Source organism: Marinobacter sp. (assembly GCF_044799475.1).
Lineage (GTDB): Bacteria > Pseudomonadota > Gammaproteobacteria > Pseudomonadales > Oleiphilaceae > Marinobacter.
On record NZ_CP085217.1, the window covers coordinates 2,285,250 to 2,302,272 of the forward strand.

Annotated in this window: 14 protein-coding genes; 7 read left to right on the forward strand and 7 right to left on the reverse strand. The window is 59.1% G+C overall.

All coding sequences use genetic code 11. From position 1 onward, the window contains the following. Positions 1–7: 7 nt before the first annotated feature. The 3 genes from tpiA to LG327_RS10655 all read right to left on the reverse strand — a co-directional run bounded on the left by tpiA (position 8) and on the right by LG327_RS10655 (position 3,249). Positions 8–787 carry a triose-phosphate isomerase gene (gene tpiA, locus LG327_RS10645; RefSeq protein WP_404361788.1) on the reverse strand — a complete coding sequence of 260 codons (780 nt, stop codon included), beginning with the start codon at positions 785–787 and terminating at the stop codon, positions 8–10. Between the two features lie 98 nt (positions 788–885). After that, a complete protein-coding gene (locus LG327_RS10650) occupies positions 886–2,082 on the reverse strand; it encodes a 2,3-bisphosphoglycerate-independent phosphoglycerate mutase (RefSeq protein ID WP_404361789.1) in 1,197 nt (398 codons plus the stop codon). A 3-nt stretch (positions 2,083–2,085) separates the two neighbouring features. Further along, a complete protein-coding gene (locus tag LG327_RS10655; RefSeq protein ID WP_404361790.1) occupies positions 2,086–3,249 on the reverse strand; it encodes a phosphoglycerate kinase in 1,164 nt (387 codons plus the stop codon). A gap of 441 nt (positions 3,250–3,690) precedes the next feature. Between LG327_RS10655 and LG327_RS10660 the strand changes: the two genes are divergently transcribed. Beyond that, positions 3,691–4,740, forward strand: a complete 1,050-nt coding sequence (locus tag LG327_RS10660) for a class I fructose-bisphosphate aldolase (protein WP_404361791.1) — start codon at positions 3,691–3,693, stop codon at positions 4,738–4,740. 6 nt (positions 4,741–4,746) lie between these two features. On the opposite strand, the gene LG327_RS10665 is transcribed toward LG327_RS10660, so the two are convergent. Both LG327_RS10665 and LG327_RS10670 read right to left on the reverse strand, forming a co-directional pair. Continuing rightward, positions 4,747–6,228, reverse strand: a complete 1,482-nt coding sequence (locus LG327_RS10665) for an amidase (RefSeq protein ID WP_404361792.1) — start codon at positions 6,226–6,228, stop codon at positions 4,747–4,749. A 15-nt stretch (positions 6,229–6,243) separates the two neighbouring features. Continuing rightward, positions 6,244–7,260, reverse strand: a complete 1,017-nt coding sequence (locus tag LG327_RS10670; RefSeq protein WP_404361793.1) for a hypothetical protein — start codon at positions 7,258–7,260, stop codon at positions 6,244–6,246. 224 nt (positions 7,261–7,484) lie between these two features. Here LG327_RS10670 and LG327_RS10675 point away from each other — a divergent pair, with 224 nt between their 5' ends. The 3 genes from LG327_RS10675 to LG327_RS10685 are packed head-to-tail and all read left to right on the forward strand — an operon-like array spanning position 7,485 to position 13,593. Further along, a complete protein-coding gene (locus tag LG327_RS10675) occupies positions 7,485–8,135 on the forward strand; it encodes a hemolysin III family protein (RefSeq protein WP_404361794.1) in 651 nt (216 codons plus the stop codon). Beyond that, the gene (locus LG327_RS10680) at positions 8,132–9,877 is read left to right on the forward strand and encodes an autotransporter assembly complex family protein (protein ID WP_404361795.1); all 1,746 of its coding nucleotides are present in this window, start codon (positions 8,132–8,134) and stop codon (positions 9,875–9,877) included. The genes LG327_RS10675 and LG327_RS10680 overlap by 4 nt, the downstream gene beginning before the upstream one ends. Further along, positions 9,874–13,593: a translocation/assembly module TamB domain-containing protein gene (locus tag LG327_RS10685; RefSeq protein WP_404361796.1), complete on the forward strand. Its 3,720-nt coding sequence runs from the start codon at positions 9,874–9,876 to the stop codon at positions 13,591–13,593. The genes LG327_RS10680 and LG327_RS10685 overlap by 4 nt, the downstream gene beginning before the upstream one ends. 73 nt (positions 13,594–13,666) lie before the next feature. Here LG327_RS10685 and LG327_RS10690 read toward each other — a convergent pair whose 3' ends face one another. Beyond that, positions 13,667–14,347 (reverse strand): SIMPL domain-containing protein, encoded by a 681-nt coding sequence (locus LG327_RS10690; protein ID WP_404361797.1) that lies wholly within the window; start codon positions 14,345–14,347, stop codon positions 13,667–13,669. 11 nt (positions 14,348–14,358) lie between these two features. On the opposite strand from LG327_RS10690, the gene LG327_RS10695 reads away from it, so the two are divergent. Continuing rightward, positions 14,359–14,559 (forward strand): hypothetical protein, encoded by a 201-nt coding sequence (locus LG327_RS10695; RefSeq protein WP_404361798.1) that lies wholly within the window; start codon positions 14,359–14,361, stop codon positions 14,557–14,559. 7 nt (positions 14,560–14,566) lie between these two features. Here the strand turns inward: LG327_RS10695 and LG327_RS10700 are convergent, their stop codons facing one another. Further along, positions 14,567–15,571 (reverse strand): amidoligase family protein, encoded by a 1,005-nt coding sequence (locus tag LG327_RS10700; RefSeq protein WP_404361799.1) that lies wholly within the window; start codon positions 15,569–15,571, stop codon positions 14,567–14,569. A gap of 202 nt (positions 15,572–15,773) precedes the next feature. On the opposite strand from LG327_RS10700, the gene lexA reads away from it, so the two are divergent. Further along, positions 15,774–16,382 (forward strand): transcriptional repressor LexA, encoded by a 609-nt coding sequence (lexA, locus tag LG327_RS10705; RefSeq protein WP_404361800.1) that lies wholly within the window; start codon positions 15,774–15,776, stop codon positions 16,380–16,382. 67 nt (positions 16,383–16,449) lie between these two features. Further along, positions 16,450–16,986, forward strand: a complete 537-nt coding sequence (locus LG327_RS10710) for a cell division inhibitor SulA (protein ID WP_404361801.1) — start codon at positions 16,450–16,452, stop codon at positions 16,984–16,986. Positions 16,987–17,023: the final 37 nt, after the last annotated feature.

Sequence of the window (17,023 nt, forward strand, 5' to 3'; positions counted from 1 at the left end):
TTCCCGATCAGTTGCCATCCGCGGATGCGGCCAGCCGGATAATCTGCAGGAAATCCTCCGCCTCCAGAGAGGCGCCCCCCACCAGGGCTCCGTCAATATCCTCCTGGGCGAAAAAATCTGCGGCGTTGTCCGGCTTTACCGAGCCGCCGTACTGGATGCGGATAGCGGCGGCCGCTTCCGCACCGTAGGCGAATTCCATGTACCGACGAATGGCGGCATGAGCGGATGCGGCATCTTCCGGCGTGGCGCTCTCGCCGGTACCGATGGCCCATACCGGTTCGTAGGCTATGGTGACCTGTGCCAACTGCTGCGAGCTGACACCCGCCAGGCCATAGCAAAGCTGCGCCGTGTTGACTGCATCCGTCTGATCCGCCTCCCGCTGCTTCAGAGTTTCACCGATGCACAGAGTGACATCAAATCCGCCATCCAGAGCGGTCAGGAGTTTCTGATTTACCAGGACATCCGGCTCCCCCAGCTTGTGGCGTCGCTCCGAGTGTCCCACCAGCACCATCTGGCAGTCGATGTCCCGGAGCATCTCCAGAGAAATCTCTCCGGTAAATGAGCCATTCGATTTTCCATAGAAGTTCTGGGCGCCAAGCCTGATGGGACTTGCCGCTCCGCCAAGTACCCCGGCAACCCCGTCCAGCCAGGGCAGGGCGGGGTAAATACAGAGATCCAGCGACTCCGTGTCCGCCTCACTCGCCAGCTTTTCGGCCAGTGCGATGGAACCCTTGCGGTCAAGGTTCATTTTCCAGTTACCGCCGATGGTTTTTCTGCGCTTTGTCATGGATTCAACCTCAACTTTTTCTCAACCAGGTGATTTGGGGATGTGTAACAGCATGACCGTCCAGCGCCCACCGGTATGGCCCGGTGCGAACCTGTTGCTCAGGCTCCGAATTTTCGCAGACGGCCGGCATGGGCCAGGGCCAGGGTCATCAGATGTTTTGCCGGCAGATGGCCCAGCCCGCCTCCGGCGCAGGCGGTTTCACCGAAGACCTGGACTCCGTCCACCCGGCAGGTGTTTGCACTTATGAGAACCGGCACGGGGTGCCAGCTGTGGCTGGCCATTGCGCTGGGGGTACTGTGATCTCCCGTTACCACAATGACATCCGGTCGCAGCTCCATTATTCGGGGGATTGCCTGATCCAGTTCCTCGATAGCCGCTACCTTGCCTTCGAAGTCGCCATCCTCGCCGAGGCTGTCCGTATCCTTGAAGTGCAGGAACAGAAAATCATGGTCCGACCAGGCAGCCTCCAGCGCTTCAATTTCGCTTTCCAGATCCGGGCCACAATCCACGACTTTCATGCCCAGCAGCCGGGCGATGCCCCGGTACATGGGGTACCCCGCCAGGGCGCAACCATTCAGGCCATAGCTTTCCTTAAACGACGCTAACCGGGGCAGCTGTGCAAAACCCCGCAAAAGCACAAAGTTGGCGGGATCTTCCTGGGCAAGAATTTCCCGGGCCTGCGTCAGGAACTCACCCACCATGCGGGCGGTTTTCTGCGAGTTTTCGTCCCGGCCATGGGGTTCCAGGGGGGGCACGCCGGTTCGCTGAGGATCCGTGTTGTCTATCTCAGCGCCCAATGTGTTCTTTTTACTCCGCAAAACCAGCAGCAAGCGGTGTTCCTTGACCGGTTCCACGTAAACCTCCACGTCGTCGAGGCGAATCTCCCTGAGCATCTCCACCAGCCGCCGGCATTCCCGGGTATCAATGCGGCCGGCCCGCCGGTCGGTCACATCGCCGTCGCTGTTAAGGGTGCAGAAATTACCGCGGGCCGCCACGTCGCCAGGCTGCAGGTCGAAGTTGATGCCGAGTGCGGTAAGAACCCCCCGTCCGATGTTGTGCTCCACCGGATCATAGCCAAAAAGACCCAGATGGCCGGGGCCGCTGCCGGGCGTGATGCCGGGCGCCACGGGGTAGGTCAAGCCGGTGGCTCCCTGACGCGCCAGCCTGTCCAGATTGGGTGTCCGGGCTGCTTCCAGTTCTGTGCCCCGGCCTTCACTGTCAATACCGCCGAGGCCATCCGCAACGACGAAGAGGATTTTTGTCTCGCTCTCGGCGAGGAGGGGTCTGAGATCCATTGCTTAATCCTCCTTCAGGGCATCCAGCGCGGGTAGTGAGCCATGGGCGAGGTAGTCAAGAAATGCGCCGCCACCAGTGGAAAGGTGCGTCAGTTTGTCCTCCACCCCGATCTTGTGAACCGCTTGCCCGGTTTCTCCGCCACCAACAACGGTGACCCCGGAGGACTCGGCCATGGCTTCCGCTATTTGCCGTGTGCCGCTGAAAAACCTCTCCTCCTCAATCTTGCCCATGGGGCCGTTCCATACCACCGTAGCGGCCTTCCTGATGGCTTCCGAATACCGGTCAGCAGTATCCGGCCCGATGTCCATGCCCATCCAGTCACCGGTGATTTCCTCACCTGTGCGGACTTCATCCTCCATGCTCATGACATGGTCTGTGGGCAGAAGGAGTTTGTCACCTGCCTTGCCGAGGATCTCGCGGGCGGCGTCGAGGCGATCTTCTTCCACTTTGGAGGCGCCAGTAGAAACGCCCTGGGCCCGCAGGAAGGTGTAGGCCATGGCACCCCCGATCAGTATCTGCCCGGCCTGGTCGATGAGTGCCTCGATGGCTTCGAGCTTATCCGGTACTTTGGCGCCGCCGAAAACCGCCAGTAGCGGTTGCTGCGGATTAGCGACGACCTTGTCCAGGGCTTCAATTTCCCGCTCCACCAACTGGCCTGCCGCCCGCTTTTCCGCTGGGAAGTGCTTTGTAATGGCGTGCACGGAAGCGTGCTTTCGGTGACAGGCGGCGAAGGCGTCATTGACATAGATATCGCCAAGCTCCGCCAGATCCCTGGCAAACCCGTCGTCGTTGCTCTTTTCGCCGGGATGGAATCGCAGATTCTCCAGCAAAAGGATTTCGCCACCGCTCAGGGACCGGGCCATCTCCTCGGCCCGCGCCCCCACAACCTCTTCGCAATGCCGTATCCGATTGTCGGGCAACAGTTCAGCGAGCTTTTCCGCAACCGGCGCCAGGCTCAGGTGTGCCACCGGCTCACCTTTGGGCCGACCAAGGTGACTCATCAACACACAGGCGGCGTTTTTGTCCAGGAGGTGGCGCAGTGTCGGCAGAGCGGCGCGTATGCGGGTGTCGTCCAGCACCTTGCCATCGTCATTCTGGGGGACGTTGAAGTCCACCCGGACCAGGACGCGCGAATCTGTTAAATCCAGGTCGGTCAATGTCTTCATGCTTCTGGCTCTCCCTTCCTCTGATGAGTGAATCGCGGGGTGACTTGAAAATGGCCCCGAATTAACGTCATTCAAAATCCTTCTTTCAGCAGCACGGCTACTCTCTGACCACTCTGACGGGCCACCGGAAAATCGGGCCTGTCACTGACATCCTGACTTGACACCCGGGTACGCCTGTAGGCAGCGTTCTGTAGTTGGTTCAGGTTCTATCCGTGCCTGTTCAAAAGCTAACAATCTTTAAGTGATAAAACCAGTGTATCTTTAACCGGGGCAGTTGAGAGCTATATTGAAATAACGACCTTTGTACACAGAGTTCACGGAAAGAGGATTACAGCTGGGATCGATACGAAAAGCGGGGCCTGGTCAACCAGGCCTGGCATTTTCCGGCTTTCCGGTGGATCCTGAAAGTAGCGTATGCGAACCATGATTGAGGGAGAGCCAATGAATGACATCGAACGCATCCTCGGCGACGAAGCTGAGTCCCTGCTCGGCTATGAGTGCCGGGGAATCAACGGCGGTCATCTGCATTTACCGGGACCAGATTACGTGTCCCGGGTGCTGGTCGACAGTAATCGGTCCAATACCGTGCTGCGTAACCTGCAGACGATCCTGGGGCATGGCCGGCTGGGCAATACCGGCTATTTGTCGATTCTGCCGGTCGATCAGGGCGTGGAACATTCCGCTGGCGCGTCATTTGCACCGAACCCGCTGTACTTCGATCCGGGAAATCTTGTGGAGCTGGCGCTTGAGGGGGGGTGTAATGCCATTGCATCTACCTACGGCGTGCTGGCGTCGGTCAGCCGCCGCTATGCCCACAGGATTCCATTCCTGGTTAAACTCAATCACAACGAACTTCTGACCTATCCGAATCGTCACGACCAGACGCTGTTCGCCACGGCCGATCAGGCGTTCGAGCTCGGCGCCGTTGCCGTTGGCGCAACCATCTACTTCGGCTCGCCCGAATCCCGCCGGCAGATTGAAGAAGTCTCGCAAGCGTTTGAACGCGCCCACGAACTGGGCATGGTCACCGTGCTCTGGGCTTATCTCCGCAACCCGGAATTCAAGCAGGACGATGCTGATTATCACACCGCAGCGGATCTGACCGGCCAGGCCAATCATCTGGCGGTGACCATCGGCGCTGATATCGTCAAGCAGAAGCAGGCAACGGTAAATGGGGGTTTCAAAGCGCTCAATTTCGGGAAGACCCACGAGCGTGTGTACTCCGAACTGGCCACCGATCACCCAATTGAGCTTGCCCGTTATCAGGTCGCAAACTGCTACATGGGCCGCATCGGGCTTATTAACTCGGGGGGCTCGTCGGGCAGTGACGACCTGCATCAGGCCGTGCGCACGGCCGTGATCAACAAACGTGCCGGTGGCATGGGACTGATTTCGGGGCGAAAGGCCTTCCAGAAACCCATGGCCGAAGGCGTCGAGCTATTGCACGCAATTCAGGATGTCTATCTGTCCGACGCCGTAACGGTGGCCTGACCGGATCTAGGCCGGGTAACTCTCGGGCGGCACAAACCCCGCCAGCCCACTTTGCTCCAGCAGATCTGCAAACCTGAGGGTGGTCAGATCCATCCCAGGCGCTCCGATCACCTGGACACTGTAGGGCAGGCCTTCGCGGCTCTTCCCGATGGGAACGGTGGTGGCAGGCAGGCCAAGAAGTGTGGCCATGGCGATCCAGCAGAACTGATCCAGATAGGCCCGCGATTCACCGTTTACCTGTATACGGCGCCTCGAAACCGGCCTTTCGTAATCGTGGGGAATAGCAGTGGTGGGCGTCACCGGGGTAAGCAGGACATCGAATTCCTGAAACAGTTCGTCAATCCGGCTTCGCATTTTCTCCCGCACCTCATTCCACACAAACCAGTCATGAACCGGCTGGTTAACGCCCCGGCCAAATTGGGCGGAGCCTGCGGTCATGGGGAAGAACAGCCTCAGCAGTTTTTCCAGCCGCGCCACCCATTTCATCTGGCGCCTCTGCGCCGGCGTCAGGGAGACGCTCAGCAGACTGCCCAGCAGGTTGAAGTACACCGGCATGATGTGTTCCATGCTCAGCAGGTCGTGGGTGGCAGGAGCAACCATCGCGCCGGCCTTTTCAAGCTCGGAGGCAAGAGCTTCGTAAGCCTCGGTCAGCGACTGTTCTACCGGGCAGAGCGGATCCTGGAGCCAGTGTCCGACCCGGGCTTCGCCAAGGCTGGTGATCTTCGAAGGGCTCAGGTTGAGGGCCCAGCTTCGGGCTTCCAGCTTGCCCGGACCGGCAATGACGCCAAGCATGAGTTCCAGATCCCGGGCGGTGCGGGCGATGGGACCGCCCTCCGGCAGGTCAGGCCGGGAAAGGGTGCCGGGCGGCCCTGGAATGTGGCCCCGGAAGGACAGTATGGCGCGGCTGGGCTTGTGGCCAAATACCCCGCAGAAGTGTGCCGGGATGCGGACCGAGCCCGCCAGGTCGCTGCCCAGCTCAAGGGGAGTCATTCCCGTTGCGGTTGCTGCCGCGCTTCCGCCAGAGGAGCCGCCGGAGGTGCGCTCAAGGTTGTGGGGGTTGCGGGTGACCCCAAAGAGCCGGTTGTAGCTCTGTATGTCACCGGCATAAATGGGCACATTGGTTTTGCCCATGATGATGGCCCCGGCGGCGGTCAGCCGCTCGATGACATCGGCGTGGGTCGCGGGATGGTAGTCGCTGAGTTTCGGCGCCCCCGCAGTGCATAGCATTCCAGCCACTTCCCATGTGTCCTTCACGGTGACCGGAAGCCCATGAAGAGCTCCCAGTGGCTCCCCGTTTTCCCGGCGCTCATCCGCCTTTTTTGCCTGGATAAGGGCGGCATCGCCGGCGAGGGTAACAACCGCATTGATGTCTCCGTTGACTTCCCTGATTCGCTCAAGCAGAGCCTGAGTCAGCTGGACGCTGCTCAGGGCGCCGGACTTCAGGTCAGCTACCAGTTCGTGGGCAGGGCGGTAATGCAGAGCTGTCATCTATTATCTCCTGTTCTAAAGCGCGCCCCGCCAGTGTTTGACGTGTACCTGATTTTTTACCTCTTCCAGGATTTCATTGATCAGGTTTTTAAGAGCCTCGTTGGCTTCATCTTCGCCTTGCTCTTCCCCTTCCCCCGTGGTGCGTTCTGGCAGAAACGCGTTCACCACGTCTTCTATAAAGCCGTGATTGCGGCTGGAAGCAAGGTCATCGAGAAGCTGATGAATAACGGTTGCCACAATATCGCCCACGGCTTCCTCCAGGGTCGACTGAATTGTGGGCCCCACCACAGGGAGGAAGCGCAGGCGGGACAGTTCGACATTCTGCTGGAGTGCCGTATCCACCCGGGCCTCAAGGTAGACGCGCAGGGCGCCCCTGTTGGGCATGTAGCTCTCTTGCGTGGCTTCTGCCACCCTCTCCGACAGCCAGTCAGCAATCATTGTGCGTCTTGGATACAGAATGTCGTGCTTGATGCGGTCAAACAGGGGAGACCCCCGGCTGATTTCATCCTGTACGCCTGAGAGAATCTTGACAACGATACGGTCCGACAGCTCTTCCATGAAGGCGTCGTAATAAAAAGCAAAAAACCCGTATGCTTTGGTCTGGGTTATGTCGATAACCTTGTACTTCTGCAGGCGGTAAATGATGGAAATGATGCGCAGCAGACGCAGAAAACGCAGGGTGCCCACAGGGACACAGCCAACCAGGTCGTACCAGTGAATGAACGGATAGAAATACCAGCGGGAATAGGTATGCACTGTGATGGCATGCACCCAGCGGATACAGAATTCGGTAAGGAATATGCTGACAAAGATGAGATCGTAAAAGATGAAGTTTTCATGAACCGGCTGGTAAACATCGGTCACTATCGGCACGTACTCCGACAGCAGCCCCTGGACACCCGCGAAACTGTAGAAGAAATCGAAAACGATCAGGGCCAGGTTGAGAATCAGCAGCCCGAGCATGAGAAAATCGAGGGTGAACCAGATCAACTGATGATCTTTACGCAGGTTTTCCCGGTTAAATCTGATCATTCCTCTGGATCCGGCCTTTTTGTGAAAGCTTCAAGTGGCCCCCAAGAGTAGCCTATTTCCGTTTCTGCGACGACTTCGCCGGGTTGTAAGCGCAGCTTTCTTGCGATTAACTTGATCTACCGACGGCAAGCTCACAGTGTCGCTTCCGACATCCGGGACAGGGGTGCATCTCATCATCATTCCAGTGCGTAAACCAAGCGGGATTCATGAGGGACCATGCGGTTATGCCTGAAGAATATTCAAAGACAGAAGAGCGGCTTAATGTTCTGAGCCATGGGCTGGCGTCGGTGGCCAGCATAGCGGGAATGATTGTGCTGGTGGTTCTGGCATCCATGGAGGCGAATGCATGGAAGATCGTGAGTTTCAGTGTATTCGGCATCAGCATGACATTGCTGTTTGTTTTCTCCACCCTTTATCACTCTGTGAAGGGGGAGCGGGCGCGACAGGTCTTCAAGATGCTCGACCATTGCGCCATCTTCCTGCTGATTGCCGGAACCTATACGCCTTTTCTGCTCGTTAACATGCGCGGGACTACCGGCTGGATCATGTTCGGCACCATCTGGGGCCTCGCTCTTCTGGGCATTATCCTCAAGCTGGGATTCGGCCACCGGTTGAAGGCACTGCAGATGGCCATCTATCTGGGCATGGGGTGGCTGATTGTGCTGGCTTCCAGAGAGCTTGTGGAAACGGTGAGCACACTGGGAGTCTGGCTGGTCGTTGCTGGCGGACTTACCTATACTCTGGGGATAGTGTTTTACCTGATAAAGCAGATTCCTTTCAATCATGCCATCTGGCATCTCTTCGTGGTCGGCGGCAGCACCTGCCATTTCTTCGCCATTTACCACGGGGTTCTTTACGGTCAGGTTTCCGGATGACGCATGGATATGGGCGGGTTCGCGGTTTACGGTGGCGTCACAGTCTTGTGTGCTGCCTTTTTCTGCCTGCCCTGGCCTTTGGGGAGCAGCTGGAGCTACGGTTCAAGGGTGATTTTCCGGCTCTCCGGGAAAATGCCGAGGCCTTCCTTGGTAAGGTGGAAGGCCGGAGTGCTGAGGGGCTTCGACGCTTTGCCAGTCACGGGGTGGATCAGGTGAGTCAGGCCCTGCGGGCGCTTGGCTATTACAATCCGGAAATTGACTGGCAGGTCACGGACGAGGACATCCCCAGGCTTGTCCTGACTGTGGACCCGGGCAAGCCGGTGCGCATCAGTTCCCGCACCGTCAGGATCCTCGGGCCCGCATCCGGAGACCCCGGCTTTCAGGCAATTCCAGTGGAGCGACTCAAAACGGGGGATGTGCTCAGCCACGCCGATTATCAGGCTGTGAAAGGCGCCATCACCAATCTTGCCCAGCGCCGGGGTTACTTCGATGGCAGCTTTACCACCAGCCGTCTCAAAGTGGACCCGGAGGCGCTGACGGCGGATATTGATCTGATCTATCAGAGCGGAGAGCGCTATCGCCTCGGCGACGTCGAGTTTGCCGGTGGTGATGAGCTGGAAGAAGACCTCCTGAGGCGTTTCATCAACTTTGAACCCGGCACTGCCTATCACGCTGACAAGGTGGCCAGACTCAACAGCAATCTTTCCAACAGCGGTTATTTTTCCCAGGTGGTGGTGGATGCCTCACCCCAGGATGCCGTTGACCGTACCATCCCGGTCACAGTAAGGCTGTCCCACAGGGACCGGCGTTCAGTGGCAGCAGGGATTGGCTTTTCAACAGACATAGGCCCAAGGCTCACGGGCACCTGGACCGAACACTGGGTCAACCCCATGGGGCATCGTCGCGGTGCTAAAATGGAGCTGGCTGCTCCCAGACAGACCCTGAGTGGGTGGTATGAACTGCCGCTTGACCCACCCATGAGCGACTCGATCCGATTGACCGGTGGTTACCTGAGAGAAGACATAGAGGATATCGAATCCGAGCGCCTGACTCTGGGTCAGCAATGGCAGCATGCCCTTGACAACGGCTGGGAGCAGATCCTGTCCCTGCGGCTTGAGGGCGAACGGTTCCAGATTGGCGATGAGACCACGGATACCAGCCGTCTGTTGCTGCCGGGTGCGAGTTACTCCAGGCTGTCGGCAGATTCCCCTCTGGACCCCTCCCGGGGGTACCGTCTGGGCTTTGAGGTGACCGGAGCACATCGCGGCTTTTTCTCTGACGCCGACATTGTGCAGGTCATCGGTTTTGCCCGGGGCATTATAACCCTGGGTGACGGCCATCGTTTCCTGGCAAGAGCAAAAGCTGGTGCCGTTGGCTCCAATGAATTTTCTGACGTCCCGCCGTCTCTGAGGTTCTTTGCCGGCGGTGACCAGAGTGTGCGCGGTTATGATTTTGAATCCCTGTCCCCGGAGAATTCAGAGGGAACCGGTGTGGGGGGCAAATACCTGTTCGCGGGCAGCCTGGAGTATCAGTTCCCGATCACTGAGTCCTGGCGGCTGGCAGCTTTTGTGGATGAAGGCAATGCCATCAATGACCTCTCTGACAAGCTGGCTACCGGTGCTGGTGTGGGCATCCGCTGGATCAGTCCGGTGGGGCCACTCCGACTTGACGTGGCAAAGGGCCTGGATGAGGATCTGGGCGGGTCCTGGCGCCTCCACTTCTCGATGGGACCTGAGCTATGAGTCGGGCGAGGCGGGTCAAAAGAATCCTGCTGGTTTCGCTGGCAGCCATTATCATTCTTCCACTGCTGCTGGCGGCGGGCGCCTGGTTTACCCTGCGTACCGATGCCGGAACGGCCTGGTTGCTGGCCCAGATCGACGGACTGGAAATCCGGGGTGGCGAGGGTTCGCTGGTGGACAGCTGGCAGGCCGAGCACCTGCTCTGGCAGGGGTACGGCGTCAGGGCGGAAGTGACAGGACCGCACCTGGTGTGGCGGCCTTCCTGCCTGATTCATAAAACTCTCTGCCTGGATGCGCTGCTTGCCGAAAAAGTTGATCTGCAAATTCAGCCAGCTGGTGAGGCTGAAGAGGAACCGGAAGAGCGGCAGAGAATCAGCCTTCCAGTGGTGGACATTCCCCTTGCGGTGGTTGTGGAAAAGGTTGAACTGGGAGAATTCCGTTTCAACCAGAATCTGCTCTGGAACGAGCTGACGCTTTCCGCCCAGGGCTCCGGAGCATCCCTGCAGATTGGCCGGCTGTATGTAGACCGGGAACCAGTAACTCTCGACCTGTCAGGACGTGTCACCATGAGAGGTGACTGGCCCGTCAATCTCGACCTGATCACCACTCTGCCACCTCCGGAAGGGGAGGACTGGCAGCTCGATCTGGCACTGGCGGGCAGTGTCCGGGATCTGCGAATCCAGGGACAGAGCAGCGGCTATCTGAATGCAGAGCTGGAAGGCCGGGTGGAGCCGCTGGATCCGGATCTGCCGGCGCGGCTGGCGATAAACTCGCCCCGTTTTCTGGCAGTGGAAACCCTGCCCCCGACACTGGCACTGGAAACCGTTGAACTGGATCTGCGTGGCAGCCTGGCCGATGGTTTTCAGGTGGAAGGCCTGAGCTCGCTCCCCGGGGCCCGTGGTGCGGTCAAACTCCAGCTGTCGGGCCATGTCACAACCGAACAGGCAGACGACATCAGGATTAACCTGTCGGCTCCCTACCACCGCATCGAAGGTGCGAGTGAGCTGGAGGTTGCTGGCAGCGTGGACTGGTCGGGTCCTCTGACGGCAGCGGCCGACTTTGACCTTCAGCACTTCCCTTGGTATGACCTGGTTCCTGACGTCGAGGATCTTCCGCTGTCGGTCAGTTCCCTGACGGGTGAGGCGAATTACAGGGACGGCGAATACGAGGCGACACTGGCGGCAGAGGCAGAGGGGCCTCTTGGTGTTACCACGCTGGACACATCGGTTGCAGGAAATATGTCGGAAGTCAGTCTCAGCGACCTGATAATCAATACCGGCGCCGGCCAGCTCAAAGGTGACGCCACCCTTGGTTTTGCACAGCAGCTGGCCTGGCAGGCGCAGCTGGTTCTGAGCCGTTTCAATCCCGGTTTCTGGCTACCGGAGCTGGAGGCAGACCTGAGCGGTGAGGTAGCCAGCGAGGGCAGCCTCGATGACAAGGGGCGGCCCTCCCTCATCGCCAACTGGAATCTGGACGGCACCTGGAGAGGCCGGAGCACCGAGGCCCACGGAGAGCTGGAAGCCGTAGACTCCCGCTGGACTGTCAGTGACCTGGCGCTGATTGTTGGCGACAACCGGATCAGCGGAGCAGGGAGCTGGCACGAGCAGCTGGAAGCCGATCTCTCCCTCGATCTGCCCGATCTCAGTGTTTTTCTGCCCGACCTCGCTGGCAGTGTCCGGGGCGAGATCAGTGCCCGGGGCCGGCCCGAGGCCCCTGCCGGGAGCCTGGCCCTGAATGCCAGCAACATCCAGTGGCAGGACAGGGTTTCAGTGAGCAGCGTTGATATTGACGTCACCCTGGCGGGGAACCAGCGGCTTGAGGGGGAGGTGCGCAGCCGGGGGCTGACCGCAGCTGGAGAAAAGGTTTCCGAACTGGATCTTGATGTCGCCGGTACTCTCAGCGCCCATTCGCTGACCATACGTACGGTGCATGACCAGCTCACAGGACAGCTGCAGTTCAGTGGTGGCTGGCAGGAAGGCTGGGAGGGTGAGCTCTCCGCAGGGACTCTGGAGCTGGCAGAACAGGAACAGGTCTGGAGCCTCGCTGAGGCAGCGGCGCTGACCTACACCCCGGCCGGTCGGGTCACCCTGGGCAGCCACTGCTGGCAATGGCAGCAGAGCTCGGTCTGTGCCGGCGACCAGATGCTCATGCCGGACCTTGCCCTGGATTACCGTCTGCAGGACTTCCCATCCCAGGCCCTGGTGCCACTTCTACCGGAAAATCTCAGGTGGGAGGCGCTGATCGACGGCCAACTGGCCCTCACCATGACAGACGCAGGGCCGGATGGTCGCATAAACCTGGATGCAGCACCTGGGGAGGTGTCATTCCTGATTCGGGACCAGTGGCAGACCGTCAGCTATAACACTCTGGCTACCGCGCTGATTCTGAAGCCGGGCAAGGCTGACCTCGAGCTTGAACTGGCGGGCCCGGAACTCGGCAGCTTCACCATGGCGATGACTGTCGATCCTGAGGCTGCGGATCTTCCGGTCGATGGCAGGTTCCAGCTGCAGGGTCTGGATGTTTCCCTGGCGGGGGCGCTTGCCGACCTTGAGGAGATTGGCGGCGAGTTGAACGGCAGCGGCACATTCACCGGCCCGCTGCTGGCCCCGGAGCTTCAGGGGGAGCTGGTACTGGCCAATGGCCGGCTGCTTGATCCGTCACTGCCTCTCCCTTTTAAAGAAGTTCTGCTCAGTCTTGAGTTCAGTGGCCAGGAAGCGCGGGTCAGTGGTCGCTGGCAGAGCAATGCTCGAAGCAGCGGCCAGGTAGACGGCCGTCTGGCCTGGCAGGATGGCCTCTCGGTGGACCTGAACATTGCTGGCAGCCGTCTGCCCATAACCTACGAACCCTACGCACATCTCGAAATGGCGCCGGATATCTCAGTTGTTCTCCAGGACGGGGATCTCAGGATTACCGGGAAAGTCGATATCCCGCGAGGCGAGATCGAAGTCCGTAATCTGCCACCGCAGGCGGTATCAGTTTCTGACGACGAGGTGATTGTTAACAGCGAAGAAGAGGAACAGGACACCGTTCAGGGTCTGAACATGGATGTCACTGTCAATGTGGGTGAGGACCTGGTGACATTCTCCGGTTTCGGCATCACCGGCAATCTGAAAGGCTCTCTGCGGATCGGCAACAACATGGATACCCGGGGATCGCTTCAGCTTGTGGAAGGCTCCTACAAGGCCTACGGCCAGGAGCTGACCCTGCGCCGCGCCAGGCTGGTGTTTGTCGGGCCGGTGTCCGAGCCTTACCTGGATATCGAGGCCGTCAGGGAAGTAGGTGCTGTTACTGCGGGGCTGCGACTTACCGGGCCTGTGTCAGAACCTCGTACCGAGGTCTTTTCAGAGCCTCCCATGAGGCAGAATGAGGCTCTCTCCTACCTGGTGCTCGGCCGGCCTTTACAGAGTGAAGGTGATAACGGGCAGTTGGGGCAGGCAGCACTCGCTATGGGTCTGGCCCAGACCGGAGAGATTACCCGGGGCATTGGCAAGGAGTTCGGGATAGAGGATCTGACCCTGGAAACAGAAGGTGCGGGAAGCGAGGCTTCAGTGGTGGCCAGCGGCTACATTTCAGAGAAGCTCAGTTTGCGCTATGGAGTCGGTGTTTTTGAGCCCATCACCAAAGTCGCACTGCGTTACGATCTTGGGCAGTACTTCTTCCTCGAGGCAGCCAGCGGCCTGGCCGCCTCGCTGGATCTGTTCTATAACCGGGATTTCTAGGGAAGGCCGGCAGCCCCCGCGACCCCAACTGCGACATGGGGCGCTGGCGCTCTTATCATTCCCATCATCCCCATCACTCAAGTTCAAAGGTAGCGCTGACGCTGACCTGCAATTCCCGGGGCCCCACTGCCGATACCGGACCCCGTGCCCCCCGTGCCTCCATCATGCGCACAGGCTGTCCACCGCTGTTGATGTTGATGGACTTGACGTCGCCACAGCTCATCTGCATCTCATCCGCCACAAACTTGCACTGTGCCCGGGCATCGGCCAGAGCATAACCCAGAGCCTGACGCTGAAAGGCCTCCTCCTCGGAATGGAAAAAATTATCGGCATTCAGGTGGTATTCCATTCCCAGTTCCTGGGCCCTGGCGATGAGCGGATTGAGAAGGTCCAGATCACGGACCACAAAGCTGACGGTCTGGGAGGCAACCGCCCGCTGCTCCGGTTTCTCTCCCCGGTTCTCCACAGGCAGGCTACGGGTATGAAGGTTCAGCGTAGCGTCGGTGTAATCGATCAGCTGGTCACGCAGGGGCTCTATGGCTTCGTTCCATTGCGTGATTCTGGTGTTGACCTGTTGCGTAGCTGCTTCGGCATCCCGGTTCACCGCACTTGCGGTAAACTGCAGTTGCGCGCTGTCTGGCGTATACTTGACGGACCCTTCGCCGGTAAGACTGACCTCTCCCGCCATTGCGGCGACGGGAAGGGCGATGGCCATGGCTGTTACCTGGGCAAAACGGTTTGCGATACGGGGCATAAAGCGTCTCCATGCTATTACATGATCAACAGATAAGACTCACTGGCCGGGAGCGGGCCGTGCTGCACCAGCTCACCGGCTCTGACCCTCACTATGTGACAACACGGGCAGAACTTAAAGAGTGGGTTGACTGTCACCTGCAGGCGTCGGCTCTGGACGGGCAGACGTCACGTCTGCTCAAGGACCTTCTGAGAAAACATCTCCCGCTCTGAAAGCGGGTCAGACGTAACCTTTTTTCTGCAGCCACTGGTGGCACTGATCTTTCCAGCTATGGGTCAGATTGGTAAAACTCAGCAGCTTCCTGCTGGCTCTGAACAATTCCATCAGTTCCTCCAGCTCGGATTCACTGGCCGCGATCTCCTCCAGAATTACCCAGTCATTCCATACCGTGGAAAAATGCCATTCCGGATTGTCTATGTCGCAATCGGGAAGCCGATAGTGGAAGGTGGGTCGGGCCTTCACCCGCGTGTCCCTGACGTGTTTGCGCAGCAGGTCATCGTCGATATGGGAAAACAGGGGCAGGAGATCCAGGGCCCGGTTCCGGGTGGGGTTCTCCTTCAGGTAGTCCTCCATCAGACCGGTCATGTCAGGGTCGTAGTCCTCGGCGATCAGCCTGTCTACGTACTTGCTGTTCCAGGGCTCGATGTAGTTGGTGAACTTGCGGCTGAGATCCAGCTGGTGACGCGCCTTGAACCAGTCATAAAGCGCTGCGAATGTGCGGAGATAGCCCACAAGGGTGCCTGGTTTGAGGTCGGGCACTTCCGGATTCAGCTGCAGACCAAAGGCGTAAATCATCGCCTCCCGGGTGCCCACGGCGCCAGCCTCCCGAAGGCGGTTGCACAGCACTTCTATACGCTCCAGCTCCCTGAACGGCAGGGGAGGACTGACGATCTCCAGCGGCACAATCTTTTCAGCGGCGGCATCTATGAGATCCATCGCATGTCCGCCGAGTTCACGGACGGATTCAGGCAGGCGCTCGTCCTGCAGATCCAGATCCTTCACCGGCTCTGAATCCAGCTCGACGGTAAATTCTCCGAGGGGCGTTTCCACGGAACTGACGTAGCGGGAAGTCAGTCTGGCTTCGCCGGCCAGCAGGTCTGCAACCAGAATGACCAGTTTCTCGTAGCTGAGGCCCGAGATCTCGATTTCAACGCCTACCCGGCGCTCACTGCCGTCCGAGGTATTCATTCGCTTCGGCATTGCGCAGCTGCCGCTGGTGTCCATGGCTGTCTCCAGTACAAATAGCCCATGACTTTAACATAGTGCCCGATTGAACGGCATGGTCGGAGTAAACCCTCAGGAACTGGCCCGTATTGCCAGCCTGGTCTGGTAGAGACAGTTCCATGCGTGCTGCTGAATAATGACTTTACACTGGATAAAACACTGTATATATTTACTCTACTGTATATAAAGACAGGAAAACGTCATGAAGCTGACAGCACGGCAAACACAGGTACTGGAAATCATCCGGCGCAATATCGAAGAAACCGGCTATCCGCCAACACGTGCGGAAATCGCCGCCGAGCTGGGGTTCAGGTCTGCCAACGCCGCAGAGGAACACCTCAGGGCGCTGGCACGCAAGGGTGCCATTGAGATGGTGCCGGGCGCGAGCCGCGGGATCCGGCTGCCTGAAGCCGAAGTGTATCTGGGGCTGCCAGTTGTCGGTCAGGTCGCCGCCGGCAGCCCGATTCTCGCCCAGGAACACATAGAAGACCATTGCACCCTGCAACCGGATTTCTTCTCCCCGGCGGCGGATTACCTCCTGCGGGTGCGGGGCATGAGCATGAAGGATATTGGCATTCTCGATGGCGATCTGCTTGCTGTTCATCGCACCCAGGATATCCACAATGGCCAGGTGGTGGTGGCAAGAGTAGGTGATGACGTCACGGTCAAGCGTTTTCAGCGCTCAGGCAACCGGGTGATGCTGATCGCAGAAAATGAAGAGTTTGAGCCCATTGAAGTGGACCTGCGTGAGCAGGAGCTGGTGATAGAAGGCCTGGGGGTGGGCGTTATTCGCCGCTCCGATCTGCACTGATACCGGCGCCAACCAGGCGACTTTACTGAATAAGGGCCCGCGGGCCGAGAGACATGCGAGGGTTATCATGGAACAGCTGAGCTTTAACCAGAATCTGACCTATGCGCCTGCCAGACCGGCAGTTAATGCTTGTGCCGGGGAAGCCCGGGTTATCGGTTCTGTGAACGTCGGTTCTTCCATGGCTGGAATGGCGGCAGGCCGTTACCAGCGCCCGGTGCCGGAAAGCAGTGGCAGCGAAACCGGAAATGCGGCAGGCAATGTCACGGAAATCATTCTTCCCGCCAGCCAGGTGGAGAACTTCCAGCTGCTTTTGCCCATGCTGACCCAGCTCAATCAGGAGCGCCGCTGGCTGGCCTGGATCGACCCTCCGCAGGAGCTGCTCAGTAAATGGCAGAATGTTCGCGGCATCATAACGGGGGAGATTCTGGTTCTGCGATCCTCCGGTGATTACTCGGCTCTGGCACTGGCCGAGAAGGCGCTGGGCGCCGGGACCTGTCACGCAGTCGTCATGTGGACCGGCAAGCTGGGGCGGCGTGCGTTTGAGTCGCTCCAGAAAGCATCTGCTGCTGGCAACAGCCATGGCGTAGTGCTGCGCCAGCGCTGAGAGCCCCCTCTCGCCAGGGAGCAAGTGGCAGCAGACT

Coding starts and splice junctions, on each gene's coding strand:
- tpiA (WP_404361788.1), bottom strand. CDS start 787: ATGACAAAGCGCAGAAAAACCATCGGCGGTAACTGGAAAATGAACCTT.
- LG327_RS10650 (WP_404361789.1), bottom strand. CDS start 2,082: ATGGATCTCAGACCCCTCCTCGCCGAGAGCGAGACAAAAATCCTCTTC.
- LG327_RS10655 (WP_404361790.1), bottom strand. CDS start 3,249: ATGAAGACATTGACCGACCTGGATTTAACAGATTCGCGCGTCCTGGTC.
- LG327_RS10660 (WP_404361791.1), top strand. CDS start 3,691: ATGAATGACATCGAACGCATCCTCGGCGACGAAGCTGAGTCCCTGCTC.
- LG327_RS10665 (WP_404361792.1), bottom strand. CDS start 6,228: ATGACAGCTCTGCATTACCGCCCTGCCCACGAACTGGTAGCTGACCTG.
- LG327_RS10670 (WP_404361793.1), bottom strand. CDS start 7,260: ATGATCAGATTTAACCGGGAAAACCTGCGTAAAGATCATCAGTTGATC.
- LG327_RS10675 (WP_404361794.1), top strand. CDS start 7,485: ATGCCTGAAGAATATTCAAAGACAGAAGAGCGGCTTAATGTTCTGAGC.
- LG327_RS10680 (WP_404361795.1), top strand. CDS start 8,132: ATGACGCATGGATATGGGCGGGTTCGCGGTTTACGGTGGCGTCACAGT.
- LG327_RS10685 (WP_404361796.1), top strand. CDS start 9,874: ATGAGTCGGGCGAGGCGGGTCAAAAGAATCCTGCTGGTTTCGCTGGCA.
- LG327_RS10690 (WP_404361797.1), bottom strand. CDS start 14,347: ATGCCCCGTATCGCAAACCGTTTTGCCCAGGTAACAGCCATGGCCATC.
- LG327_RS10695 (WP_404361798.1), top strand. CDS start 14,359: ATGCTATTACATGATCAACAGATAAGACTCACTGGCCGGGAGCGGGCC.
- LG327_RS10700 (WP_404361799.1), bottom strand. CDS start 15,571: ATGGACACCAGCGGCAGCTGCGCAATGCCGAAGCGAATGAATACCTCG.
- lexA (WP_404361800.1), top strand. CDS start 15,774: ATGAAGCTGACAGCACGGCAAACACAGGTACTGGAAATCATCCGGCGC.
- LG327_RS10710 (WP_404361801.1), top strand. CDS start 16,450: ATGGAACAGCTGAGCTTTAACCAGAATCTGACCTATGCGCCTGCCAGA.